Origin of the sequence: Devosia indica (assembly GCF_003056405.1) — a bacterium.
Lineage (GTDB): Bacteria > Pseudomonadota > Alphaproteobacteria > Rhizobiales > Devosiaceae > Devosia > Devosia indica.
This window is the reverse complement of sequence record NZ_PYVZ01000002.1, coordinates 74,220-97,698: the sequence shown is the minus strand read 5'-3', so window position 1 is coordinate 97,698 and position 23,479 is coordinate 74,220. Positions and strand designations below refer to the sequence as shown.

The 23,479-nt window shown below is 61.6% G+C and carries 25 protein-coding genes; 12 read left to right on the top strand and 13 right to left on the bottom strand.

Features of this window, described 5'->3' with window-relative positions; translation table 11 throughout:
- Nucleotides 1-32: 32 nt before the first annotated feature.
- The 6 genes from DDE76_RS02330 to DDE76_RS02305 form a co-directional block, all read right to left on the bottom strand.
- On the bottom strand, nt 33-1,550 hold the full coding sequence (locus DDE76_RS02330) for an amidase (RefSeq protein WP_245891773.1): 1,518 nt from the start codon (nt 1,548-1,550) through the stop codon (nt 33-35).
- Between the two features lie 3 nt (nt 1,551-1,553).
- The gene (locus DDE76_RS02325) at nt 1,554-2,606 is read right to left on the bottom strand and encodes an ABC transporter ATP-binding protein (RefSeq protein ID WP_104893435.1); all 1,053 of its coding nucleotides are present in this window, start codon (nt 2,604-2,606) and stop codon (nt 1,554-1,556) included.
- A gap of 6 nt (nt 2,607-2,612) precedes the next feature.
- Nucleotides 2,613-3,497 (bottom strand): carbohydrate ABC transporter permease, encoded by an 885-nt coding sequence (locus tag DDE76_RS02320; RefSeq protein WP_198650818.1) that lies wholly within the window; start codon nt 3,495-3,497, stop codon nt 2,613-2,615.
- A 2-nt stretch (nt 3,498-3,499) separates the two neighbouring features.
- A complete protein-coding gene (locus DDE76_RS02315; protein ID WP_104893434.1) occupies nt 3,500-4,531 on the bottom strand; it encodes a carbohydrate ABC transporter permease in 1,032 nt (343 codons plus the stop codon).
- A gap of 166 nt (nt 4,532-4,697) precedes the next feature.
- The gene (locus tag DDE76_RS02310) at nt 4,698-5,936 is read right to left on the bottom strand and encodes an ABC transporter substrate-binding protein (RefSeq protein ID WP_104893433.1); all 1,239 of its coding nucleotides are present in this window, start codon (nt 5,934-5,936) and stop codon (nt 4,698-4,700) included.
- Between the two features lie 346 nt (nt 5,937-6,282).
- Nucleotides 6,283-7,113 carry a hypothetical protein gene (locus tag DDE76_RS02305; RefSeq protein ID WP_104893432.1) on the bottom strand — a complete coding sequence of 277 codons (831 nt, stop codon included), beginning with the start codon at nt 7,111-7,113 and terminating at the stop codon, nt 6,283-6,285.
- A gap of 127 nt (nt 7,114-7,240) precedes the next feature.
- Here DDE76_RS02305 and DDE76_RS02300 point away from each other — a divergent pair, with 127 nt between their 5' ends.
- The 4 genes from DDE76_RS02300 to DDE76_RS02285 are packed head-to-tail and all read left to right on the top strand — an operon-like array spanning nt 7,241 to nt 10,168.
- Complete coding sequence (locus DDE76_RS02300) at nt 7,241-8,824, top strand: hypothetical protein (RefSeq protein WP_157955629.1); 1,584 nt, start codon at nt 7,241-7,243, stop codon at nt 8,822-8,824.
- Between the two features lie 5 nt (nt 8,825-8,829).
- A complete protein-coding gene (locus DDE76_RS02295) occupies nt 8,830-9,090 on the top strand; it encodes a hypothetical protein (protein ID WP_104893430.1) in 261 nt (86 codons plus the stop codon).
- Between the two features lie 17 nt (nt 9,091-9,107).
- Complete coding sequence (locus tag DDE76_RS02290; protein ID WP_104893429.1) at nt 9,108-9,701, top strand: hypothetical protein; 594 nt, start codon at nt 9,108-9,110, stop codon at nt 9,699-9,701.
- Nucleotides 9,698-10,168, top strand: coding sequence for a hypothetical protein (locus tag DDE76_RS02285; RefSeq protein ID WP_104893428.1), 471 nt, complete (start codon nt 9,698-9,700; stop codon nt 10,166-10,168). Before DDE76_RS02290 ends, DDE76_RS02285 begins: the two co-directional genes overlap by 4 nt.
- Nucleotides 10,169-10,201: 33 nt before the next feature.
- Here DDE76_RS02285 and phnE (DDE76_RS02280) read toward each other — a convergent pair whose 3' ends face one another.
- The 7 genes from phnE (DDE76_RS02280) to DDE76_RS02250 all read right to left on the bottom strand — a co-directional run bounded on the left by phnE (DDE76_RS02280) (nt 10,202) and on the right by DDE76_RS02250 (nt 16,794).
- On the bottom strand, nt 10,202-11,533 hold the full coding sequence (phnE, locus tag DDE76_RS02280) for a phosphonate ABC transporter, permease protein PhnE (RefSeq protein WP_104894925.1): 1,332 nt from the start codon (nt 11,531-11,533) through the stop codon (nt 10,202-10,204).
- A 2-nt stretch (nt 11,534-11,535) separates the two neighbouring features.
- Nucleotides 11,536-12,408, bottom strand: a complete 873-nt coding sequence (phnE, locus tag DDE76_RS02275; protein ID WP_104893427.1) for a phosphonate ABC transporter, permease protein PhnE — start codon at nt 12,406-12,408, stop codon at nt 11,536-11,538.
- Nucleotides 12,409-12,484: 76 nt separating this feature from the next.
- Nucleotides 12,485-13,387, bottom strand: a complete 903-nt coding sequence (gene phnD / locus DDE76_RS02270; RefSeq protein ID WP_104893426.1) for a phosphonate ABC transporter substrate-binding protein — start codon at nt 13,385-13,387, stop codon at nt 12,485-12,487.
- 56 nt (nt 13,388-13,443) lie between these two features.
- Nucleotides 13,444-14,268, bottom strand: a complete 825-nt coding sequence (gene phnC, locus DDE76_RS02265; protein WP_104893425.1) for a phosphonate ABC transporter ATP-binding protein — start codon at nt 14,266-14,268, stop codon at nt 13,444-13,446.
- 205 nt (nt 14,269-14,473) lie between these two features.
- Complete coding sequence (locus tag DDE76_RS02260; RefSeq protein ID WP_104893424.1) at nt 14,474-15,088, bottom strand: DapH/DapD/GlmU-related protein; 615 nt, start codon at nt 15,086-15,088, stop codon at nt 14,474-14,476.
- A gap of 9 nt (nt 15,089-15,097) precedes the next feature.
- Entirely contained in the window at nt 15,098-15,649 is a 552-nt protein-coding gene (gene phnN, locus DDE76_RS02255) for a phosphonate metabolism protein/1,5-bisphosphokinase (PRPP-forming) PhnN (protein ID WP_104893423.1), read from the bottom strand.
- Entirely contained in the window at nt 15,646-16,794 is a 1,149-nt protein-coding gene (locus DDE76_RS02250) for an alpha-D-ribose 1-methylphosphonate 5-triphosphate diphosphatase (RefSeq protein ID WP_104893422.1), read from the bottom strand. Before DDE76_RS02250 ends, phnN begins: the two co-directional genes overlap by 4 nt.
- A gap of 164 nt (nt 16,795-16,958) precedes the next feature.
- Between DDE76_RS02250 and phnF the strand changes: the two genes are divergently transcribed.
- Genes phnF through DDE76_RS02210 form a run of 8 tightly spaced genes read left to right on the top strand, consistent with a single transcriptional unit; the run spans nt 16,959 to nt 23,437 of the window.
- Nucleotides 16,959-17,714, top strand: coding sequence for a phosphonate metabolism transcriptional regulator PhnF (phnF, locus tag DDE76_RS02245; protein WP_104893421.1), 756 nt, complete (start codon nt 16,959-16,961; stop codon nt 17,712-17,714).
- Complete coding sequence (gene phnG, locus DDE76_RS02240; RefSeq protein WP_104893420.1) at nt 17,707-18,150, top strand: phosphonate C-P lyase system protein PhnG; 444 nt, start codon at nt 17,707-17,709, stop codon at nt 18,148-18,150. Before phnF ends, phnG begins: the two co-directional genes overlap by 8 nt.
- Entirely contained in the window at nt 18,150-18,686 is a 537-nt protein-coding gene (gene phnH, locus DDE76_RS02235; RefSeq protein ID WP_104893419.1) for a phosphonate C-P lyase system protein PhnH, read from the top strand. The genes phnG and phnH overlap by 1 nt, the downstream gene beginning before the upstream one ends.
- Nucleotides 18,687-19,781 carry a carbon-phosphorus lyase complex subunit PhnI gene (locus tag DDE76_RS02230; protein WP_104893418.1) on the top strand — a complete coding sequence of 365 codons (1,095 nt, stop codon included), beginning with the start codon at nt 18,687-18,689 and terminating at the stop codon, nt 19,779-19,781. It begins immediately after the preceding gene.
- A complete protein-coding gene (locus DDE76_RS02225; protein ID WP_104893417.1) occupies nt 19,778-20,692 on the top strand; it encodes an alpha-D-ribose 1-methylphosphonate 5-phosphate C-P-lyase PhnJ in 915 nt (304 codons plus the stop codon). Before DDE76_RS02230 ends, DDE76_RS02225 begins: the two co-directional genes overlap by 4 nt.
- Nucleotides 20,689-21,510: an ATP-binding cassette domain-containing protein gene (locus DDE76_RS02220; protein ID WP_104893416.1), complete on the top strand. Its 822-nt coding sequence runs from the start codon at nt 20,689-20,691 to the stop codon at nt 21,508-21,510. Before DDE76_RS02225 ends, DDE76_RS02220 begins: the two co-directional genes overlap by 4 nt.
- 9 nt (nt 21,511-21,519) lie before the next feature.
- On the top strand, nt 21,520-22,251 hold the full coding sequence (locus DDE76_RS02215; protein ID WP_198650815.1) for a phosphonate C-P lyase system protein PhnL: 732 nt from the start codon (nt 21,520-21,522) through the stop codon (nt 22,249-22,251).
- Nucleotides 22,238-23,437, top strand: coding sequence for an alpha-D-ribose 1-methylphosphonate 5-triphosphate diphosphatase (locus DDE76_RS02210; protein ID WP_104893415.1), 1,200 nt, complete (start codon nt 22,238-22,240; stop codon nt 23,435-23,437). The genes DDE76_RS02215 and DDE76_RS02210 overlap by 14 nt, the downstream gene beginning before the upstream one ends.
- Nucleotides 23,438-23,479: the final 42 nt, after the last annotated feature.

Sequence of the window (23,479 nt, the reverse complement as noted above, 5' to 3'; positions counted from 1 at the left end):
GGTGGCGTGCGAAAGCACGACCTTCGCCCTATTCACGGAGGCGGCGGTCGCTGCACGCTGATATCGGTGGCTTGCTCGAAAGCATGGCCGAATTGCACGATTCGCGCTTCCGCATGGTGGCGCCCGATGATCTGCATGCCAATCGGAAGGCCATCATGAAAGCCGACCGGCACGGCCAGCACCGGATGGCCCGACACGTTGAAGCCAATCGTGCGCATCGGCGTCCACACCGCCTCCTTTTCGAAGGGCGCGGCAGGCAGCGCCGTGGTCAGGGCCCCAGCGGTCATCAGCACATCACACTGATCCAGCAATTCATCGATGACGCGCCGGAACGAAGCCCCGATGGCGCGCGCCTTTTCCACCTCGGCATCAGACAGCGACAGCCCTGCCGCGAGGCTGAGGAATGCACGACGGCCATAACTTTCAGGCTGATCGCGCAGCGCCTCTGCATGCAATTTGAAACTTTCTGCATGCAGGATCGCCGCCACGGCAACTTCGATCGTGGCAGCCTCCGGCATCTCGACCTCGCGGACCACAGCCCCTTGTGCAGACAGCACCGAGACAGCCGCATCCAGCGCCGCCGTCACCGCGGGCATGGTCTGGCTGTCCTGCACAAACCAGTTGCGCGCATAGCCAATACGCAGGCCGGACACCGGTTCGTCCAGCCGGCTCGCTGCACGGCGTTCGCCATCGCGCCCGCTCATCACATCCAGCGTTATCGCAGCGTCGGCCACCGTGGCACTGATTGGCCCGACATGGTCCAGGCTCGGGGCCAGATCGAGTACCCCCGAGGTCGGGACCAGGCCGAAGGTCGGCTTCAGCCCCACCGTCCCGCAATAAAACGATGGCCCGCGCACTGACCCACCCGTATCTGTACCAATCGAGGTGCGCACCAGCCCCCCGGCCACCGCCGCCGCACAGCCCGACGAGGACCCGCCGGTAATATGATCGAGTCGCCACGGGTTCTTCGCAGGCGGAAACAGCCCCGACTTGTCTGGGCCAACCGTCGCCCATTCATAGGTTGCCAGCTTGCCGATGATGATGGCGCCACCAGCGCGCAGCCGGCGGACCACCTCGGCATCCTGCGCCGCGACGGCCTTTGCGCGACCCGGAGCGTTGGCAGTCGTAGGCACCCCCGCTACATCGATGAGATCCTTGATGCCCACGGGAATCCCATGCATCGGCCCCCGATCCAGTCCTGAAGCCAGATCCTGGTCGGCACGGGCGGCTTCGGCCAGCGCAGTCTCCTCCAACACAGCATAAAAGCTCAGATAAGCCTGGTCGCGGGCCGCGATCCTGTCGAGCGTCGCCCGGGTCAGCGCCACAGAGGTCAGCCGCCCGTCACGCAACCGCGCGGCCAGTTCAGTGATCGGCAGATCCAGCCCATCGTTGCGCTCTGACGCGGGCCACTCCGGCGCGGGCGCTGAGAGCCCCTCATGCATCCAGGTTGCGAGGCGCGTCAGGCCATCCGCTTCCTTGGCCGACACTTTTAGCCCGTGACGCTCCAACGCAGCCTCGGTCCGGCTCTTGGGAGCGCTGTCCCGCGTCATGGTTCAGGCCTCGATCCGTGCGCCGGTTGACTGGTCGAAGATATGGCAGGCTGAAGCTGGAATGGCGATCCGCGCCAAATCGCCGATCTCGGCACGATAGTCCTTGCCGACCTTGATCGAAACCAGCTCTCCGGCCACCCGCATCGAGAGCATGGTCGCCTCCCCGAGCAGTTCCACCGTGTAGATCGGCGCCTCGATCTGACCATTGGCCTCGGCGAGATTGGCATCCTCGGCCCGGAACCCCAGCGTCACCGCCCCGCTGGCGCGATGCGGCAACCCTTCGATACGGATGCCGTCGCTGGTGAAAACGCCATTCTCGATCGAACCACTGACCAGATTCATCGCCGGCGAGCCGATGAAGCTCGCAACAAAGGTATTGGCCGGCCGGTCATAGATTTCCATCGGCGTGCCGACCTGTTGCACCAGGCCCTTGTTCATCACCACCACGCGATCCGCCAGCGTCATGGCCTCGATCTGGTCGTGCGTCACGTAGATCGTCGTCGTCTTGAGTGCGTGGTGCAAGTTCTTGATCTGCGCTCGGGTGGACACGCGCAACTTGGCATCGAGATTGGAGAGCGGCTCATCCATCAGGAAGGCATTCGGCTCACGCACAATGGCACGCGCCAGGGCCACGCGCTGCCGCTGCCCGCCGGACAGTGCCGCCGGGCGCCGTTCCAGGAATGGTTCGAGTTCGACCATCGCGGCCGCCTTCATCACCCGTTCATGATGCTGGTCCTGGGGGATCCGACGCACCTTCAGCGGGAAGCGGATGTTCTCGTAGACCGTCATGTTCGGATAGAGCCCATAGCTCTGGAACACCATCGAGATATCGCGATCCTTGGGTTCGAGCTTGTTGACCATGCGCTCGCCGATCCAGATTTCACCCTCGGTGATCTCCTCGAGCCCCGCGATCATCCGCATCGTCGTGGTCTTGCCGCAACCCGAAGGCCCCAGCAGAACCAGGAATTCCTGGTCGGCAATATCGAGGTTGAAATTGTCAACGCCGACAAACTTGTTCCAGCGCTTGGAGACATTCTTGAGACGGATCTGGGCCATATTGGATCAGCCTTTCACAGCGCCAGCGGTCAGGCCGCTGACAATCTGGCGTTGGAAGAAGAGGACGAGAATAAACAGCGGCACCGTGGCCGATACCACGGCAGCAACGGCGAACATCACATTGCCGGTTTCCTGGATCGAGCCCAGGAAGCTTGAGATCTTGGGCACCATGGTCTGGTTTTCCGCGCTCAGCAGCATGGCCGTGACCGCAAAGTCGTTATAGCCGAGCAGAAAGCTGAACAGCCCGGTCGTGACCACGCCCGGCCACATCACCGGCATGATGACCAGCCGGAACGCCTGGAAACGAGTGCAGCCATCCACCATTGCGCTCTCATCCAGATCCTTGGGGATCGAGAGGAAGAAGGAGTGCAACATCCACAATGTGAAGGGCTGGTTGATCGCCACCAATACGATGATCGAAGTGGGCAACACGCCCCAGATATTGAGCTGGAAAAACGGCAGCAGATAGCCCGAAACCAATGTGATATGCGGCATGGCCCGGAAGACCAGTGCCGCGATCAGGATCCAGAATGCATAATTCTTGCCCGAGCGGGCCAGCGCATAACCGCCCAGCGTGCCAAGGGTCAAAGAGATCGTTGTCACGCAGATGGTGACAATGATCGTATTGAACGCGGCTTTCCAGAAATCACGCGTAATCCAGGCGCCATAATAGCCGTCCCCCGTGAACGCCGCACCGGTCTCACGCATCGTGGCCGTACCGAAAATCGCATTCCACCAGCTCTCGCGGGAGAAGAAATCGGCCTCCACCTTGAACGAGCCCCAGACCGTCCACAAAAACGGCACGGCAGCCAGGATCACCCAGAGGACGATGAAGTCATAGATGAAGGTGTTGAGCAGAGCTGGGCGCTTATGGGCCATTGCTTCGGACATGATCACACCGCCTTGTGCTTGAATTCGCGCCAGGTGCGCACCAGCACCGGCGAGAGGAGGATGACAACACCCAGGATGGTCAGCACCGATGTCGCGCCGGCCGAACCGAACTGCTGCGAATCCCCGGTCAGATCGTTGTAGATCAGCCAGCTCAACGAGGTCGCATTGGCCTCTGCTGAAAAGCCGACAATGGGTTCGAAGACACGGAAATTGTCCATTAGCTGCACCAGCGCCACGAAGGTCGCGAGCGGGGCCAGGTGCGGGATGATGACATAGCGAATACGTTCCCAGCGTGAGGCGCCGTCGATCATCGCCGATTCCAACGTATCACCGGGAACCGTCTGCAGACCTGCATAGAACACCACGAAAGAGAACGGCGCATTGGTCCAGACGCCATAGGTCAACAAAGCCCCCCAGGTCAGCGCAGGAGATGCGCGCAACGACAAGGTCGGATCATTGAAGATATGCTGGATGGTGGCGCCCAGAATACCATTGGGACTCAGCATCCAATACAGGATCAGCGAGCCAATCAGTGGTGTGATGATCATGGGCAACAGCGAGAAAAAGATGATCGGGCCTTTGGTCACCTTGGGCAAGGCATTGACCGCCAGCGCGATGGTGAAACCCAGTGCCATGGCCAGCGGCGTAACCACAAAACAATAAACCAGCGTGAAGATCAGCGCTTTGTAGAATGGCAGATTGAGGATTTGCGCCCATTTCTCGCCAATGCTGCGCTCACTGGACAGAATGACGCCCAGTTCGGTCGTGGCCAGATGGGCGCGATTGACATAAGTGCCCAGGCCGTTGAACCGCCCCAGCGGCTGCTCTTCGCGCAATGCGGCAGTCGCCGCTGTGTCCACGCGCAGTTCGGTGGAACAGCCACCGAAGGGCTGGCAATTCTCGACTTCCACCATGATCTGCTCATGGCTCACATAGAGAGACTGCACCACAACCGACACGATCGGCAGCGCGATGAACAGCACCATGGCAATCAGCGATGGCAGGATGAAAGCAAAGAATGTCTTGTTCGGCATTGCCTGCCTCCTCAGTGCACTTCGTCTGTCGGCAACGAGAATGGAACGGCCCCGCACGCGGCGCAAAGCCAAATTCCGGCTATGCGGATATCATCGCCTCGCGGGCTATGGATCCGCTCACCTCCCCCCGCTTGCGGGAGGAGGCGCAGCGTGTCCTAGGGAGGACTTACTGAAGGAAACCGGCCTCGCGGGCGGCTGTGTCATAGGCAGCCTTGACGTCGGCCAGGGCCTGTTCGGCATCTTCCGAACCCGCCACGAACTCGGCCAGTTCAGTCGAGAGCGCTGTGTGCAGCAGGCCCATATAGGGCTGCATCGGATAGGCGCGGGCGCCGCCATTGGCGTTGGCAATAACGCCGACCGCTGCAGGGCCAGGCTCATAGCCGGCGATCAGCCAGGTTGCTGCATCCTTGTTGGCCGCCATCATCTCCGGGCTGATGCCGTGCACCATGGCGCGGAAGGACGCTTCGGCATCTTCATCGGAGATATTCTTGGCGATCGTGAAGCCATCCCACCAAAGAGCTGCCGCCGGAATGGAACCACCACCGATGGTCGGAGCCGCTGTCAGGACGGTGTTCTCAACCACGCCTTCGACCGCACCTTCATCATCGAGAACGGCGCCGCCCAGCGAGCCCCATTCATTCATGATCGCAACGTTGCCCGCTTCGTATTCCTTCTGGATCTCGGTGGCGTCGAAGGTGAGATAGTCCGGGTCCATGAACGCCGTCATGTCTCGCATGACACGCAACACTTCCAGGCCATTCTCATTGTCGATGGTCAACTCGGCACTGCCCGGCGCAAAGAAATCAGCACCCGTCCCGAGATAGGAATTAACGAATTCGGCAGCCAGGTCCCAACCCGGCTTGACGGAAGCTGCAAGCGGATAGTCCATCAGACCGGCTTCCTTGATAGCGGCAGCAGCAGCCAGCACATCGTCATAGCTGGTCGGAGGCTGGACGCCGGCTTGCTCGAGAATATCCTTGCGATAGAACATGTGCTGGCCATTGCCCATGAAGGCGATGGCCATGATCTTGCCATCGATCCTGACGAGCTGGCTGGGCAGCAGGTCCTGGCCATATTCTGCCACCAGATCGTCAAGCGGACGGATCAGGTCTTCGTTGAGCAGCGGCACGATGGAGTTGTTGGCAACAACAGCCACCGAGTATTCGGCAGGATTGATCGTCAATGCCGGCACCTGAATTTCCTTGTGCTCGGCAGTCGCATTGGCCGTTACGGTCACCGCATCAGTCGCGCATTCCTGCGCAGTCGCATTGATGATCCGCAACGCTTCAAAATCATTGCTCAGAATGCGTACCGACCCGGCCTCCACGCCGCAATCGGCAAAGGCGCTGCCCGTTCCAAGGGCCAAGGCAGCCGCCGAGACGGCAAGCATAAGAATGGGCTTCATATTAGTTCTCCTGACTTTGGGCACTTCCGTACCCACCCTCTTGGCAGCACCGCTGGCGGTACCAAGCTCAATTTGACGTTCCAACCCTCTGCATACGTATGCATGACTAACTTTGCATTCGTATGCAAAAATGAACTAAGCACATCATTTCGACGGACGCAACGGTTCTGTGACACATGATATCCAAGAGTTCGTGACCGGAGAAACCGGCTAGGCTCCGTCACGATGAACATCGGAGCAGAATTTGCGTTCGGGGCGGCATGACCTGAAGACCAGGCCGTGCCGGTAATTCATGGCAGCGTCGGAACGACCCAATGCATCAGATTTCTTGTTGCCGGCGCCCCGCCTAGCTGCCTCCGGCCACCGTCTCGCGGATGGCATCGGCCAATGTGGAGCTCAACCCTGTATTGCAGCTATCATCCAGCACGCCAAACAGAACACGCCGCTCCAATTCCATTCCGCGGTCGTCGGTTTGCACAAAGCCGATCGACACCAGCCCCGCTTCCAATTGCTCATAGTATCGGCGCCGGTCAGCCAGGATCAGGTCCCCATGCACGATACACAGTTCGATGGCCGCGTTCTCAAGAACTTCGTCGCTGACCTCTTCCAGGGGCAAGGCAGATTGATAGGTCAGGGCGAGCTGCCTGGCCCGCGGCCCCTGCTCGATATAGCGCAGGCTGACATCCAACCCACTGGGGAGTTCCGGCGAGAGATTGTCCAGACCAACCCCAAGCGGGCGCGGAATGCATTTCCAGTTCTCGTCAATGTCGTAGACAAACTCGTGAAAGCGGGAGATCTTGATTTCGCTCGGTGAGCCAGTGTCATAACTCGGCTCGAAGTCCCACCGCACCCGAACTGCCCCCACACCTTCTGCCTCAAGGCTGTCCCGGCTATTGCCCACCAGGCCGGCGCACAGAGGCTCGACACGTCGGGCGAAGTTATCGGATGGCACCGCCCCGAAAGGCTCGGGATCGAAATTTGGCTTGGCCATGACAACGACCGTCTTGTGTCCGTTCGGACTGGTCTCGATGAGATACTCAAGAATGTCGATGCTTGCGCCGTCGCCCAGTCCCACTGTTTCGGCAGCAATCACCGCGTTGGGCGGGAGCATCGCTGCTGGGCTTGCAAGCAAAGCCAGGGTCAGGACCAAACCATGGGGAAGATTGACGCGCATCATACTGATGTCTCCAGATTCTTCTCCAGCCTAACCCCCTCGCCACAATCATGCGCTCCCCCGAACGGGGTATGTGGCATGGGCGTGCATCCAGCTACCTTCAGGCCACATCCGGCGTGAGGAGGGAATGATGGCAATAGGGACATTTGGGCGCACGGCAGCAACAGTGTTCGGAGGCCTCCTGGCCTGGGGCCTTGCGCTGCCGACAGCTTCTGCTGCCACGATATCCTTTATCTCCAACCACTACTCCGCCGAGCGATTTGTGCCGCACTTCCATTATGAAGGGCCGGTTCTGCAAGGCGATGCGGATGCCCTTGCCGAAATGATCGACCAGATTGTGGAATGCGATGTCCAATCGCTGCCCACTGAAGGCGGCAATTGTGCCGTGATGACCATGCACAGCCCTGGCGGCAACTACATTGAAGGCCTGAAACTGGCCCAGATGATGCGCGACCGTGCCATCACGACCGTGGTTGAGTCCTGGGCCGAGTGCTATTCGGCTTGCGCCTTCGCCTTTCTGGGCGGTTCCGGCTACTCGAGTCAGCAGGGCATTGGCGTCTATGGCGACCGGATTGTCGAGCCGATGGGTATCTTGGGCTTTCACGCCCCCTACTTCGCGTCAGAAGACCTGGAAACCCTGGTTGCGGCACACGGCATGGACACAGTGCTGGGGGCCAGCCGGGAGGATATTTCCCTGATGGTGCAAAAACTGGTCGACTGGAATGTCGACCCGAACATCCTCGGTTATGTCGTCAGCATGGGCCCCGATGAATCCTATGACGTTACGACCGGCGAGGATTATTACCTTACCCGCAGTCACCTGCCACCGTCTGCCCTCGGCCACTGGATTGGGGACAAGCCGACGGCCATTCGCAATGCTTGCCTGCGCCTGTTGGCCCACCACAAGAACACCTACTTTGAAGCCGCGCCGGACGCTGTGGGCACCGAATTCCTCACGGACTTCGCCAGCAACGAATCCGGCCAAGCCCTCAGCGGCTTCCGCATGGGTCCCGACAATCCCCTCGACGTCACCTATTGCGCCTTGCCAAGCGACCAGGCGTGGCTTGACGGCGATGTCGACCTCTCGCTCTACACAGCTCCCGGGGTCGCCGGCGCCGTCCGTCCTATGGTTACGCTGTTTCACCGCCCTGACGGCTGGTCGACCCTGGGCACGGGTGGCGAAGCGGCACGCCGTATCTTCAAGAAGGGCGGGTTCAACGCGATGTTCACGCCTCCCTTTGCCACTATTGAGGAAGACCTGGCCGACGCCATGGATTATCTCGACTTCCAACGCTTCGAAAATTTCAATCAGGCAGCGGTTGTGGACGGCCAATTGCCCCGGCCGCAATCAGACCTGCCTCTGATTCTGGCCGGATCGAGCTACTATGGCGACGTGTTTGACTATGGCAGCAATCGCGTGCTGGTCCATGTCGGCAATACGCTCTTGTTCGACAGGGGCCGTGCCCTGCTGCCGGGCCGGAATGTCACCTTCGACCTGCAATCCGAAAGCGATCTGGGCTTTGTCTATGGCGGTACTTATCCCTCAGGCCGGCCCTTCCTCTGGTTCAGTCTCCTGGCGCCGGACGAAAGCCTGGTGGCTCTGATCGAAATCGAGGCCCATGGCGTCCCCGAAGATGCGGCGAGCGCCATTGCGGAGCAATACGCGATTGGCTGCGGATTCTCTTTTCTCGGACAGACACTGACGTGCCAGTAACCGCCATGCCCCTCCACCTTCTCCTGGTTCTGTGTGCGCAGGCGATCCTGTTTCTGATCTGGATTATTTGGGCCTTTCGCTGGCTCTTTGACATCAGGGCCGACGCCGTTGCGCGCAGCGGCCAAACTGTGCCCGGACCTTCGGCGACATTGCAGGCCTTCCGGCATGGCTTTACCGCACCGCGGTATGCCTCCCAGCGATGGCGGCTGGGGCTTCTGACGCTGCCCTTGCTCGCCCTCAGCCTGCTCGTCCCGTTCATCATCTGAACTGCTGGAGCCACGCCGTGCTCAAGGCTTTCACCCGACTGGCCACCGCGACCGCAATAGTGCTTGTGCCATTCTTTCCGGTCGCCCTCTTGGCTGATGAATGTCCCGCAGAACGCGCCCTCTACAGTCTCGACACCGAAGAGGGCCGGTTGGAGCTCGGTTTTGCCCGCGCGCAGAACTATGCTTCCATCGCCTCCAACCTCTACCTCTATCTGACCACCACGCAACGCACCTACTGGTTCACCTTCTCGGTTTCGAACGGCTATAGCGGCATGACCCTGCTGCCCGTGACCGACCCAACACGTGCCGACGCCAAACCGGACGGCCCTCAGGAACTGATCGATCTTTCAAGCAACGACGAAGCCACGCACGACGTCCTGCGTGCCTTGCGTTTCTATGCGCTGGATGAAGACTTCACCTTCTGGTTCGAGCCCCCCATGTCCGGCGAACCGGCACCAGCCTATATCATGGTGCCCGAAATTGGCCTGGCGCTCTGGTATGGCGCGGGCGACCTGACGGACGATCCCGATGCGGATCGGGACCCGGTGCCGCGTGGCGTCTTTCAGCCCGAGGTCTGCCTTGACACCCTTCCGCCCCCGGCCTGGCCATGAACCCGGCCCTGGCGCACGCCAACACCCGAAGTCCACGCCCTGCCAGCCGCCACCCCGTGGCCGCTCCCCTGCTTCTTGTGCTGGCGATGTCGGCTCCGATTGCGTCCGCCGAACAACCGTGGCCCTACCCGAACTCAAGCGGTCGCGGTCACTTCGATCAGTATCAACGCACGCTCATATGCCACATCCTGCTGCGGGATCATCGCGACAATGCTCTCAAGGATGAGCGGCACAACCTCATCGAAAAGGGCATCAACTACACCCTCAACTTCGCGGCCTTCCTGCTCGAAAGCGGAAACATCGTCGACCGGGCTGGCACCATCCTCACGACCGCCGATCTGCCCGCCGGACTTGGGTTTGCAGAGGCGCACTGGCAGCAGGCGCGCTCTGCAAACGGGGTCACGCCCCAGGATCTGGAGGATGCCCTATCCGACTGCCTTTCCCGCTTCGGGCATGACTGGGAATAGCCCGACCGCCCTTCTGCGACGGTTCTCCCGCCCTCACTGTCCACCCTTGATCAAGGCGCGGCGCAGCCAGCCCGACAGCGTGTCCATGGCCATGACCATGAGCACGATCAGCACGATGTAATAGGTGACCTCTTCCCAGTCCTTCTGCGTACTGATCGCCTGGGTCAGCAACAGGCCGATGCCACCGCCGACAATCGCGCCGATCACGGTAGCCGAACGCGTATTGGATTCGAAGTAATACAGCAGCTGGCTGATCAGCACCGGGACGATCTGCGGCATCACCCCAAAGCGATGCCGCTGCAAGGCATTGGCGCCGGTCGAACGAACACCTTCGATCTGCTTGTCATCGACATTTTCCAACGCCTCGGAAAACAGCTTGCCGAAACTGCCCGTATCGGTGAGCAGAATTGCCAAGGCCCCCGTCATCGGACCTGGTCCAAAGGCGCGCGACAGGATGATCGTCCAGATCAGCCCGTCAACGCCGCGCAGAAAATCGAAAATGCGGCGCATGGCAAAGCGCAGGGGGCGCGCTGGGGTAAAGTTCGATGCCGCCAGAAATGCGATCGGCAAGGCGATCATGCCCGCGCCGAACGTCCCCAGAAACGCCATCAGCACGGTCTCGCACAGCGCCCAGAACACATCGCCATGGCGCCACATGGTATTGGTCCAGAAGCCCTCCACCATGGCGACCACATTGGGTTTGCCGGGTACAACTTCCTCAGGAGACATTGCCAGAGAGGCCAGTTCAGCAAAACTGCGGCCATGAAATGGACTGTCCAGCGTGAAGAAGAACAGCTCCCATCCGCCTTCATAGCGGAACACCTCGGATTTGGAGCGTGTCACCTGCACGCGGCCCGCCGGCAGCGTCAGTGACACGCGCGTCGCCGAGGCGCTGATCCATTCGGGGACCTCGTCCGTCGGCAAATTCAACTCGATATCGCCGCCAGCGGAAATCAACTCGATCGTGCCGAAATCGGGTAGATCGACAATGACCATGTCACCGCGGAACCGCACCAAGGAGCCGTCATCGAGCCGCACATCGGCATCATCACCATTGAGAGACACCCAGTCGGGCGCCACACCCGTTGCATATGTCCCCTTGGTTTCGCCCTCAATGGCCACGGTGAAGTCACCGGACCGGTTATTGCGGGTGACGTGCGTTTTAAAACTATAGGTATCGGAAAGCAGGATGCGCGCATTGTCCGGTCGCGCCCGTTCGGCGATGCCGGCAATATCGAAGCTGAAGAAGATATAGACGAAATAGGCCAGCACCAGCACCGGCAGGCCGATACTGATCAGGCGCTTGCGCCGGAACAGCGCCGATGCCTCGCTGCGCAGGTCCAATCCAGTTGCCGAGAGCGCCATGGTCATACCCCTCGTACCAGCCGATTGCGGTAATGGCTCGAAAGCTGATCCACGATCACGATCGTGGTGAGCAGCAGAATGAAGATAGCGGCCACCTCGTCATAGCGCCCCTTGCCCCAGCTCATGGCATTGCGCAGGTCATAGCCAATGCCTCCCGAGCCGACAAAGCCGAGAATGGCAGAAGCGCGGATATTGATTTCAAACCGCATCAGGCCATAGCTGAGATAGTTCGGCGCCACCTGCGGCAGCACCGCAAACCACATGCGCTGCGTCCAGGTCGACCCCACCGAGGCCAGTCCCTCGACCGGCCGCAGATCGGCATTTTCATTGACCTCGGAGAACAGCTTGCCCAGTGCGCCAGTGGTATGAAAGGCGATCGCGATCATTGCCGCCACCGGCCCGCCACCCAGCACGAAGATCAGCACCAGGGCGATCACGACTTCGGGCACTGCCCGCATAATGTCCATGACGCGGCGGAACACGGGGATCAACGCAGGCCAGCGCGCCAGCCCGCGGGTCGCCAGCATCGAGATCACGCTGGCCAGAATTGCTCCCACCAGGGTGGAGGCAGCCGCAATGTTGATGGTTTCCAGTAGCGATGGGAAATAGCGCACAAAATGAGCGGGCAGATTGGCCGACTTTTCGACAGCCTCCGCCACAAGCTCACTGGGAAAATCGAATATCTTCGGTAGTCCGTCCCAGAAGCCGCCTGCATTGCGATCGTCCGCCAGCATGAAGCCGGACACGAAGAGCAATGCGAACAGCGCCAGCAAAAGGCCTGAATAGAGCCTGCGGCGCTGCAGATCCCGCAAATAGGATGCGCGAAGGTCGGGGGGCTGAGGGGCGGTTGGACCGCTGATGGCGACATCCGACATGGTCACGGGGCTCCCGGTGATACAAAAAGGGTCGGGCGCACTCGGCGTCCGACCCTCGGGTCTGGCGCGGCCAGACCTAGTTTTCCTGGCTCTGGCGCAGCTCGATCATGGTCTGGTAGGCGTCATGAGTGATCGGAGCAAAGCCTGCGGTCTCACCGGCAGCCATGTTGTAGGCGCACTGCTCGTCCTGGGCATGCAGGCCCGAGAGGAACTCGACCACCTGGGCCTTGACGTCTTCCGGCAGCGCGCGGCGCAGCACGATCGGGCCTTCCGGGATCGGCTTGGACTTCCAGATTTCGACCAGGTCGTTCATGTCGACCAGGCCCGAGTCCACGGCCTTGCGCAGGGCGCCCGAATTGTAGCCATCGGCCCAGTCACCCTGGCCGTCGGCCCAGGTCACGCCAGCATCGACATCGCCATTGGCGACGGCAACAATGGTCTGCTCATGACCACCGGTGAAGCGCACTTCACCGAAATAGTCGCCATTTTCCATCGAGGCGCCAGTTTCCTGCGGAATTTCAACCGAAGGGATCAGGTAGCCGGAGGTCGAGTTCGGATCGCCAAAGCCAAAAACCTTGCCTTCCATATCGGCCAGCGAGGTGATGCCGCTATCAGCGCGGGCGATACCGATCGAATGATAGGCGAACGAGCCGTCGAGATTGGTCTTGACCAGCACGACGTCCACGGCTTCCGGGTCGGTCAGGTAGGTCTTGGCATAGGCGGAAGCACCGAGCCAGGCCATGTCGATGGTGCCGCCCAGCAGGCCCTGGATCACGCCGTCATAATCGGCCGGGGTGAAGATCTTGGTTTCAACACCAAGGAGGTCCTCGACATAGGCGCGCACGCACTCATTGGAGGTGAGGCGGTCCTGGGCGTTTTCGCCGCCAAGGATACCGATGCGGAATTCGGTGATCTCCTGGGCCATGGTCGGCGCGACCAGCGTCGAGGTCAGCAGCAGCGCTGCAGCAAACTTGTTCATTTCAGTCTCCCGTGGGGTGGTGGTCCGCCCCGGCGTGATGCCGGGGATTTCTGTGCTCAGTCGACGAGTTCTGGCCTGCGGGTCGCAGCGTCCCGTGGGCGGCTCAGCGTCTCGATGCTGGTAGAGGTGGCTTCCTCGGAAAAATCCGCGTCGGCGCCGTAAATCTCGCGGGCGACAGCGGTGGTCAGCTCCTCGGCGCGGCCGTCAAAGACGATTTGTCCCGCCCGCATGCCAATGACCCGGTCGCAATAGCGTCGTGCCGTATCGAGCGTGTGCAGGTTGCAGATGACCAGGCGCCCGTCCTCGTCGTGGATGCGGCGCAATGTGTCCATCACCACTTGCGCGTTCATCGGATCGAGCGAAGCGATCGGCTCGTCCGCGAGAATGATCCGTGGATCCTGCATCAAGGCGCGGGCGATACCGACACGCTGCTGCTGGCCGCCGGAGAGCGCTTCGGCGCGCTTGGGACCGTGTTCTTCTATGCCGAGCCGCTCAAGAATTTCGATAGCCCGCAAGATGTCCTGGCGGGGAAACAGGTTGAGCATGCACATCAGCGTGTTGCGCTGGTTCAGCCGTCCCAGCATCACATTGGTGATGACATCAAGTCGGGGCACCAGATTGAACTGCTGGAAAATCATCGCGCAGTCGCGCTGCCAGTTACGCAGGGCCGGACCGCGCAGCTCTGACACAGCCTGTCCCTGGCAGGCTATCGTGCCTTCCGAGACATCGGTCAGCCGATTGATCATGCGCAACAGGGTCGACTTGCCCGCCCCGGATCGTCCGATGATGCCCACCATCTGACCCTTGGCGATTTCCAGCGTCACGCCATCGACGGCGACCTTGTCGCCAAATCGTCGCGTCACGTTTGAAATCTTTAGCATGCCGTCGCCCCCATTGGTCTTCGTTCAATGACCTAGAGGGGCGCCGTAACAACGGCACGACAGTCGAACGACAGTTCGATGAACGCGTTACACCGCTGTTTCTCAAAGGAAATTTCGAGGAAACATGCCTGCAATACTGCTCCGCCAGCGGCACAAGACGGACTGCGCCGACCGCTTTTTGCCTTGGGCAGATTGAGAGGCTAATTCAGCCTTCATATTTTTCGAGGAAGGCCTCGATACCCAGATTGCGAAAATCCGGCAGAGCCCGATGCAACTGTTCGTGGTCCCAGTCCCACCAATTGAGCGCGTCAAGCCGGCTGGCGACCTCATCACTGAAGCGCTGACGAATAGTCCGCGCCGGCACGCCGACCGCGATGGCAAAGTCCGCAACATCCTTGGTCACCACGGCATTGGCACCGACAATCGCGCCGTTGCCGATTTTCACGCCCGGCATGATCACCGCACCATGCCCGATCCAGGTATCGTGGCCGATATGGATGTCATTGCCCGACCGCCAGTCAAAGAACGCGGCATCGTCGCTCTCCCCTTCGAAATACTGGGCCGAGCGATAGGTGAAGTGATGCAGGGAAGCGCGCTCCATGGGATGCATGGAGGCATAGATGCGAACATGCGCCGCGATATTGGAGAACTTGCCGATCGTGGAATAGGCGATCTGGGTGCCCCCGACACAGTAGGAATAGTCACCCATCGTGGAATAGGCGACATGGCAATGCGCGCCTATTTCCGTGTATCGACCCAAGGTCGACTGGCTTACCCTTGCCGTCTCATGGACGAAGGGCGCTTCGCTCAGCTTCTTCATTTCGTGTCCTCAAGCCGGCTGCCGGAGCAGATCGCGCAACAGCGCCACGAAGCGCTCTCCTGCCTCGTCCAGCACCCCCGAATTGTCGATCTGCACCGTGCTGGGCGGCAGTCTGAATCCGGCGCCGCGCTCCATGCGGCGGCGGATCTCCTCGCTGTCCTCGCGACCGCGTCCCGCAAGCCGGCGGGCGATGATCTCCGGCGCCGCCGTCACCTCAACCACCAGTGCCGCTGGGTAGCGCGCCAGCACCCGTGGCAGGGCCGCGCGTGAAAGGTTGGCGATCACCACGCGACCAGCGGTCAGGTCGTCATCAAGCGTGATCGGCAGCCCGTATTGCAGGCCATGCGCTTCCCAGCTCAGGGCAAACTCACCCCGCTGTTCGGCGGCGGCGAAGGCCTCCGGCGTCATGCTGTCGTGATCCTCGCTGCCATCGTCGGCCACCCGGGTGACCACCCGGCGCACCACGGCGACCTGATCGGCCAGATGGTCGCGCGCGAAATTGATCAGACTGTCCTTGCCAACACCGCTGGCGCCGACAACCGCAACAAAGACCCCGTTCATAGCACCCGCCTGCCCTGACGCCACACCGTCCGCACGATCGGCACCCCGTCATCGAGCCGAACCTGAACCAGGTCCGCCCGCTTGCCCAGTGCAATCTCGCCGCGATCATCAAGACCCGCGGCCTCGGCCGGACGTCTTGTCACCAGGCCGATCGCCTCGGGCACGCTGATGCCCTCAACCGTGTCGACCAGACAAAACGCCGATTGCAGCATCGAGAACGGAATGTAGTCGGATGAGACAATATCGAGCAGACCCGCTGCGGCAAGCGCCCGCGCCGAGACGTTGCCCGAATGCGAACCACCACGCACCAGATTGGGCCCGCCCATCAGAATGGCCAGCCCCGCATCGCGCGACGCGCGAGCCGCTTCCAGCGTGGTCGGAAACTCGGCAATGCGGATACCCAACTCCAGCGCTGCATCAACATGCGCTTCGGTCGCATCGTCATGGCTGGCGAGCGCGATACTGCGCGCGTGGCTCAGTTCTGCCAGTGCCTTGCGATGACGATCGGAAAAAGTGATCGATTCCAGCGAGCGCCGCGCGATGAACTCGGCCAGCTCCGCATCGCTCATCTTGAGCTTGCCCTGATAATAGGCCTTGTAGGCCTCCGGATTGGCAAACTGGCGTTGCCCCGGCGCATGATCCATCAGGGACGCAAGCCGGACCAGTGGATGATCCATGATCGCCTCGAAGGCCTCAAGGCAATCCGGCGCCGAGACCTCGCAACGCAGATGGATGAAATGGTCTGCCCGCAGCCGCTCGGCCCGGACACCCGCCGTCACCGCATCAGCCAGAACCTGCAGCTCCGCAGCGCCCATATCGGCGTGTTCATCTGTACCCACCCGGATGGCATCGAACACTGTAGTAATGCCCGACGCCGCGATCTGTGCATCATGCGCCTGCACCGCCGCCACCGGATGCCACCGCACTTTCGGGCGCGGTGCATAATGGGTTTCAAGATGGTCGGTATGCAGCTCAACCAGCCCTGGAATAAGGAAATCACCTTCCAGGTCAACGCCGCGCGAACTGCCCGACCCGATAGCAGTGATGACCCCACCCGCCATCTCGACACTCCCCTCCATCACCTGATCGGCCAGCACAATGCGGGCATTTGTCAGAATGGTCTGGTCAAGTCCGATGGCAGTCATGGGTGTCTCCTTGGTTCTTCCCCTACTCAGGCTCTGTGACAGGCAAACGACACCCGGCGATGACATTCGAATGTGTCGACGCTGTACTGTCGCAGGAAAACGCTACCGTCATTTCAATGTCACTTCGGCTCGCTAGAACCATCTCATTCGAATGAGTTGGTGATATGCGCAGTCAAGGACATTCCTGGGAAGAGACCCGGGACAGGATCAGTGAAGAAATAACCTCAGGACGTCTGGCAGCAGATTCAAAACTGCCCTCGGAACCCGAGCTATGCGTGCTCTATGGCGCCCGTCGTCATTCCTTGCGCAAGGCCCTGGCGGCCTTGGTGGCAGAAGGCAAGCTGCGGGTCGAGCACGGCCGTGGCACCTTTGTCGAGCGAGCCCCGCTGCTCAATTACGTCATCGGCACACGCACCCGCTTCCGCGAAAATCTCATGGCGCAGGGGCTGACGGCCTCGGGTGAAACTCTGTCCGAAATGAAAATTCCGGCTAGCGAGCGGGTTGCCAGGGCGCTTGGGATCGACAAGGACGCACCTGTCTTTGCCCGCTCCTGGCGTGGCTTCGCCAATGATCTACCGATCAGCATGGGCTGGGCCTACCACGACGCAGCGCGCTTCCCGGACCTGCCGGAGCGTCGCCACCACACACCCTCGATCACTGAAGTATACCGCTCCTACGGCATCACCGATTACCACCGCCAGCGCACCACCGTCTTCACCCGTATCGCCACCGAACACGAAGCCGGCATGCTGATGCTGCGGCCCGGCCAATCCGTACTGGTGGTGCAGAAGATCGACGCTGATCTTGACCGCAACCCTATCGGTTTCTCCGAAGCCGTCTGGGCCGGAGATCGCGTCCAGTTCACCTTTGAAACCGATCAACCCACCGTCATGACCACCGAGAACACTACCCATGTTTAACGAGACCCCAACCACCGGCCCCGGGCACGGCGCGATGCTCGACATCCTCGCCCGCGCCCGCCCCGACCGCCTCAAGCAACACGCTGAAACGCTGTTGACCACCATGGGCGAGATCAATGTCATCGCCAACCGCACGGGTCTCGTCATGGTGCCGATGCGCGACACGGTCAAGAATGTCGATTTCCATCTCGGCGAAGTGCTGGTGAGCGAAGCCCACATCACCGACGCGGCCGGACATGTCGGCTATGGCATGGTCACCGGCCGCGACCTCGAAAGGGCCATGGCCATGGCAGTCATCGACCTCAGCGTGGCTGCGCGCGGTCAGGACGATATCACGGCCAGCTTTCTCGAACAGGAACGGACCCATCGCGCTGCTGCCGACGAAGAGCGCATGCGCCAGGTCGAGGCCACCCGCGTTGAAATGGAGACTTTCTGATGCTCACCGTCGCGCCTCCCGACGCCGTCGAACTGCGCTCGAACGCCACCTTCGAAGCACTGATGTGGGCCCTCTCGCGCCCCGGCGATATCCGCACTCTGCCCGATGCTGGCTTTGACGCCATTGCCGAAACCCTGGTTGACCTCGAATGCAGCGCCTATGCTGATACATCCGAAATGCGCGAGCGCATTGTGGCCAGCGGCGCGATGCTGGCCGACCGCATCGGGGATGCCGACCACGTGTTTATCACTGCGCTTGAAGACGCCGGTCAGCAACTGGCCGAGATCAATTGCGGCACAGCGCTCTACCCGGACGACGGCGCAACCCTGATCGTCGCCGCTGCTCACCGGGGACAGCGCCTGCGGCTGTCCGGCCCGGGCATCAAGGACGCTACTGAAATTGCACTGGACCTGCCCTCCGGCTTCTGGGCCATGCGGGACTTGCTCTGTCTCTATCCCGAAGGCTTCGACATTTTCTGCGTCGATGGCGACAAGGTCATCGGCATTCCGCGCTCGACCAAGGTGGAGGTGCTCTAGATGGCCTATGTTGCAACCCGCGGTGGCGAAAAGGCCATCGAACAGGCCGAGCGGCTGTTCCGACAGGACCTTGGCACGATCGACGCACAGCGCGTCGAGACCATTCGCACCACCATGCCCTATCTGATCGACAGGGTGATGGGCGAAGCTTCGCTTTACGATGAAGAACTGGCCGCCTTGGCGCTGGCGCAGACTGGCGGAGAATTATCCGAGGCTGTGCTGGTGCTGCGTGCCTGGCGCACCACCCAGCCGCGGCTCGCCATCGCGCGTCCGGTCAAGCAGGACGAAGTCCTGACCCAGCGCCGCATCTCCGCCGCCTTCAAGGACATTCCAGGTGGCCAGATCCTCGGGCCAACGCTCGATTATTCCCACCGCGTACTGGCCACCGACGTGCTGGAAGGCAAGCCGTTTGCTCCGCCCCAGGTCGAGAAGGCCACAAGCCCCGCCCCGGCAAAGCAGCCTTCATTGGCCGACTGGCAGCGTCAACAAGGCCTGGTTGCTCCGACCGAACCTTCCGATATTGCCCCGGAGGACATCCCCGATCTGACGCGCGAGCCATTGCTGTTCCCAGCCTCGCGCGCCCATCGTCTGCAAAGCCTGGCCCGTGCCGAAACCGGCGGTGTTCTGGCCCTCGGCTATGCTGCCATGCGCGGTTATGGCAATGCCCACCCCACGGTCAACGAATTGCGTCTGGGCGAAGCCAATGTGTTAGTCCGACATCCGCGCGGCACGGAATTTTCGGCCGGTCGCGTGCGCGTCAGCCAGGCAGAGGTGACCTCCAAGGAAAAGGGCGGCTATCTCGAACTCGGCTTTGCCGCCACCTTCGGCTGGAACGAGGTCAAGGTGATTGCCGCCGCCACGCTCGATCTCAACTCCGACGAGGCCCCCGTCGGCTCGCCGGTGCATGAGGAATTCTACCTCTACCACACCGAAAGCGTCGAAGCCTCGGGCTTCTGCATTCACTTCAAACTGCCCCACTACGTGACCTTCCAGTCGATCCTGGACGCCATGCGCGACACCAAGGCCAAGAAGGCCGCGGCCGAAGCCAAGGGCGAGGTCTATGTCGCCGAACCCGAAGAGGAACCCGTCCTATGAGCCTTGCAAGTCTGACTAAAGACTGGGCCGCCACCAGCTACGGCTTCCTCGACGCCTCAGCCAAACGCGAACTGCGCCGCAAGATGCTCAAGGCCATCGCAGTTCCGGGCTGCCAGATGCCTTATGCCAGCCGCGAAGTGCCGATGGCCCGGGGCTGGGGCACCGGCGGCCTGCAGGTGACATTGACCCTGGTCAATTCAGCCTCGGTCGTGAAAGTCATCGACCAGGGCGCCGATGACGGCGTCAACGCCGCCTCGATCCGCCGATTCATTTCCCGCGTCTCCGGTGCTGCGGAAACCTGGGACACGCTGAGTGCGACCATCGTGCAGTCCCGCCATCGCATCCCCGAAGAAATCATGCGCGAGGATCAGGTGCTGGTGCTTCAAGTGCCCAATCCCGAGCCGCTGCGCGGGGTGGAGCCCAATATCTCGATCGCCCGGCAGATGCATGCCGATGCTGATTACGGCAAGCTCTGGCTGACGCTTTACGAGCAGATCGTGCGCAAGGGCCGCATCATGCAGGGCGCCTCCTATCCGGCCATGGTCAATGGCCGTCACGTGATGACCCCCTCGCCTATACCGCGCTGGGACGTGCCCAAGCTCAATATGGCTCGGCACCTGACCTTTCTCTCCGCCGGCCGCGAAAAACGGCTTCATGCCGTGCCACCCTACACGCGGGTTGAACCGCTGGTCTTCTCTGATCGGCCCTACCAGGTGGAAGACCACGCGGATCTGACCTGCCGGCGTTCGGGAGTCCGCGGCTTCTTCATGAACGAACTGCCCCAGGATGGCGGCGGCTCGGTATTCGAAGTTTCGGACAGCAATCTGGGGATCAAGGCCATCGACAAGGCTGACGGTTCCGCAATTGAAATCGGCGAAACCTGGTATCGCAACGGGGAGTATTCGGCATGAGCCTCGACCTCGGACTTCCCGCGCTGGAGCGCGCGGCCCCCCGCCTCATGCGGACTGAACCGCTCCTGAACATGCGCGACATTTCCAAGTCCTATGGCAATGTGCGCGCCCTGCGCGATGTCGATGCGGCCGTCTATCCCGGCGAAGTCATGGGCATTGTCGGTGAAAGCGGCTCTGGCAAGTCGACGCTGCTGCGCATGATGAATCTTGAGGATACCCCCGACAGCGGCAACTACACCCTGCGCCTGCCCGGCCGCGAGAACGAGAACCTGTTCGATCTCACCCGCTACGAGCGCCGCATGCTCTGCGCGCGCAATATCGGCATCGTCTATCAGAACCCGCATCTGGGGCTGCTGATGAAACACTCCTCCAGCGGCAATGTCGCCGAGCGTCTGCTTATCGCCGGCGAGCGCAGTTTCGAGGTGTTACGCGACAAGGCGCGTGAAGCGCTCGACGCCTCAGAGTTCCCGCTCGACCGCATGGACGCCCGGCCCATCGAGCTGTCGGGCGGCATGCAGCAGCGCGTGCAACTGGCCAAGGCCATCGCCCTCGAACCGGCCCTTCTCCTGCTCGATGAGCCGACCACCGGCCTTGATGTTTCCGTTCAGGCACTGGTGCTCGACACGCTGAAAAGGCTTCAGCGCGATCGCAAGATCACCATGGTGCTCGTCAGCCACGATCTGGGGGTCATCCGCACCATGGCCGACCGGGTCATGGTCATGCGCCATGGCGAGGTGGTGGAACAGGGCCTGGCCGACCAGGTCTTCCAAGACCCCCAGCACCCCTATACCCAGCAACTCGTCCACGCCAAGCTCTGAGGTGACCCCATGACAACCACGCCCCTCTTGCGCGTTAAGGGCCTCACCAAGACCTTCCGCATGTATCACCTCGACAGCATGCTGCATGCCTTCGAGGACATCAGCTTCGATCTCTACCAGGGTGAATTTCTGCTGCTGCGCGGTCACAATGGCGCCGGCAAGTCGACCCTGCTCCGCACCATCTGGCGCAGCTATCTGCCCGTTGCCGGTCAGGTGCTTTATGCCTCGAGCCATGGCGAAATCGACCTCGCCAATGCCGCCGATGTCGATATTGCCCTGCTCCGGCGCGAGGAAATCGGCTTCGTCACCCAGTTCCTCAATGCCCGGCCCCGCGTTGCCGCCCAGGATATCGTCGCCGAACCGCTGCGCCTGGCCGGTGCCACCCAGGCCGAGGCGCTCGATCAGGCCCGTCACTGGCTCGATCAGTTCGGCGTTCGCCCCGAACTCTGGCGCGCTTACCCCAGCACTTTCTCGGGCGGCGAACAGCAAAAGGTCAATCTGGCGCGCGCCCTGATCCTGCCGCAGAAGCTCCTGCTGCTCGACGAGCCGACCGCCTCGCTCGACGTCGGCGCTCGGGCCGCGCTCGTCCGGCGCCTTGCCGACCTCAAGTCCCAAGGGGTCGCCATCATTGGGGTGTTCCACCATCCCGGCGACGTGGCCGAACTGATCGACCGCGAAATCAACCTCAACACCAGGGTCATCGCCGACCAAAGCGCCGAGGAAGACCATGTGGCTGTCTGACTTTCAAATTGTTCTGTCCGACCGCGTCATCGAGAGCGGCGCCCTGCGTATCGAGGACGGGCTGATTGCCGAAATCAGCGAAACGCCGGTTGCCAATGCCGATATCGTAGGCAACGGCCTGCTCTTGCTGCCCGGCATGATCGACATGCATGGCGACATGATCGAGCGCGAAATCGAGCCCCGCCCCGGTGTACGCATGCCCATGGATATGGGGCTGCGCGACCTCGACATGAAGCTGGCTACCGCCGGCATCACCACCGCCTACGCCTCCCTCTCCTTTGCGCCGGGCTCCACCTACGGCCATATGCGAAGCTACGACTTCACCAGCGCCTTGATCCGCGCTGTCGTCGCCGCGCGCCCCAGTCTGCTGATCGACCACCGGGTCCATGCCCGTTTCGAGGTGACCTTCCCGGCAGCCCTTTCAGTGGTCAAGGAACTGGTGGGCGAGGGATCGGTGGACCTGGTGTCCCTGTGCGACCACACACCCGGCCAGGGGCAGTATCGCGACCTCGATCTGCAGGTTGCCAATATCTCCAGGAACAAGGGCATTTCGCCCGAAGCGGCGATGGAGCAGCTCCAGCAGCGTATTCGGGACCGCAAGGAAACTGCCGGCGACATGACCGAAACCCTGCGCGCCATCACCCAATATTGCGCCATGCACGGCGTGCCCGTCGCCAGCCACGACGACGACACGGTCGAAAAGGTCACACTGATGGACCAGCTCGGCGCCAATATTTCCGAATTTCCGGTGACCCTGGAAGCCGCTGAGGAAGCGCATCGACGCGGCATGCTCAATGCCATGGGCGCACCCAACGCCCTGCGCGGCCAATCCTATTCGGGCAATCTCTCGGCCCGTGATGCCCACGCTGCCGGCATCCTTGATCTGCTCGCCGCCGACTATCATCCCTCCGCCATGTTGCCCGCAGTGCTGGTGCTGGCCCAAACCGATCCCGATGGTCTGGCCGGCGCCGCCCGCCTCACCTCGCGCAATCCCGCCCGCGCCCTTGGCCTGGAAGATCGCGGCGAAATCCGCGTCGGCCTCCGCGCTGACCTGGCAGTCGCCTCCCGCACCGGCGTGGGCCAGGTACATGCCACCTTCTCACGCGGCCGGATCGTGCATGCCGATGGTACCCTCGATGTCTCCGCGGTTGGCAGGCGTCACGAGCATGTCATTCGAATGAGTTAACGCTGTCATCTAGCTGATCTAGGGTCTCTGCATAGCAACGCC

Excerpts from the sequence above, each read along its gene's own strand:
- DDE76_RS02305 (WP_104893432.1), bottom strand. The coding sequence starts at position 7,113 with ATGATGCGCGTCAATCTTCCCCATGGTTTGGTCCTGACCCTGGCTTTG.
- DDE76_RS02210 (WP_104893415.1), top strand. The coding sequence starts at position 22,238 with ATGTGGCTGTCTGACTTTCAAATTGTTCTGTCCGACCGCGTCATCGAG.
- phnD (WP_104893426.1), bottom strand. The coding sequence starts at position 13,387 with ATGAACAAGTTTGCTGCAGCGCTGCTGCTGACCTCGACGCTGGTCGCG.
- DDE76_RS02215 (WP_198650815.1), top strand. The coding sequence starts at position 21,520 with ATGACAACCACGCCCCTCTTGCGCGTTAAGGGCCTCACCAAGACCTTC.
- DDE76_RS02320 (WP_198650818.1), bottom strand. The coding sequence starts at position 3,497 with ATGTCCGAAGCAATGGCCCATAAGCGCCCAGCTCTGCTCAACACCTTC.
- phnG (WP_104893420.1), top strand. The coding sequence starts at position 17,707 with ATGTTTAACGAGACCCCAACCACCGGCCCCGGGCACGGCGCGATGCTC.
- DDE76_RS02330 (WP_245891773.1), bottom strand. The coding sequence starts at position 1,550 with ATGACGCGGGACAGCGCTCCCAAGAGCCGGACCGAGGCTGCGTTGGAG.
- phnF (WP_104893421.1), top strand. The coding sequence starts at position 16,959 with ATGCGCAGTCAAGGACATTCCTGGGAAGAGACCCGGGACAGGATCAGT.
- DDE76_RS02310 (WP_104893433.1), bottom strand. The coding sequence starts at position 5,936 with ATGAAGCCCATTCTTATGCTTGCCGTCTCGGCGGCTGCCTTGGCCCTT.
- phnN (WP_104893423.1), bottom strand. The coding sequence starts at position 15,649 with ATGAACGGGGTCTTTGTTGCGGTTGTCGGCGCCAGCGGTGTTGGCAAG.
- phnC (WP_104893425.1), bottom strand. The coding sequence starts at position 14,268 with ATGCTAAAGATTTCAAACGTGACGCGACGATTTGGCGACAAGGTCGCC.
- phnE (WP_104894925.1), bottom strand. The coding sequence starts at position 11,533 with ATGGCGCTCTCGGCAACTGGATTGGACCTGCGCAGCGAGGCATCGGCG.
- DDE76_RS02220 (WP_104893416.1), top strand. The coding sequence starts at position 20,689 with ATGAGCCTCGACCTCGGACTTCCCGCGCTGGAGCGCGCGGCCCCCCGC.
- DDE76_RS02285 (WP_104893428.1), top strand. The coding sequence starts at position 9,698 with ATGAACCCGGCCCTGGCGCACGCCAACACCCGAAGTCCACGCCCTGCC.
- DDE76_RS02230 (WP_104893418.1), top strand. The coding sequence starts at position 18,687 with ATGGCCTATGTTGCAACCCGCGGTGGCGAAAAGGCCATCGAACAGGCC.
- phnE (WP_104893427.1), bottom strand. The coding sequence starts at position 12,408 with ATGTCGGATGTCGCCATCAGCGGTCCAACCGCCCCTCAGCCCCCCGAC.
- DDE76_RS02295 (WP_104893430.1), top strand. The coding sequence starts at position 8,830 with ATGCCCCTCCACCTTCTCCTGGTTCTGTGTGCGCAGGCGATCCTGTTT.
- DDE76_RS02315 (WP_104893434.1), bottom strand. The coding sequence starts at position 4,531 with ATGCCGAACAAGACATTCTTTGCTTTCATCCTGCCATCGCTGATTGCC.
- DDE76_RS02225 (WP_104893417.1), top strand. The coding sequence starts at position 19,778 with ATGAGCCTTGCAAGTCTGACTAAAGACTGGGCCGCCACCAGCTACGGC.
- DDE76_RS02300 (WP_157955629.1), top strand. The coding sequence starts at position 7,241 with ATGGCAATAGGGACATTTGGGCGCACGGCAGCAACAGTGTTCGGAGGC.
- DDE76_RS02250 (WP_104893422.1), bottom strand. The coding sequence starts at position 16,794 with ATGACTGCCATCGGACTTGACCAGACCATTCTGACAAATGCCCGCATT.
- phnH (WP_104893419.1), top strand. The coding sequence starts at position 18,150 with ATGCTCACCGTCGCGCCTCCCGACGCCGTCGAACTGCGCTCGAACGCC.
- DDE76_RS02325 (WP_104893435.1), bottom strand. The coding sequence starts at position 2,606 with ATGGCCCAGATCCGTCTCAAGAATGTCTCCAAGCGCTGGAACAAGTTT.
- DDE76_RS02260 (WP_104893424.1), bottom strand. The coding sequence starts at position 15,088 with ATGAAGAAGCTGAGCGAAGCGCCCTTCGTCCATGAGACGGCAAGGGTA.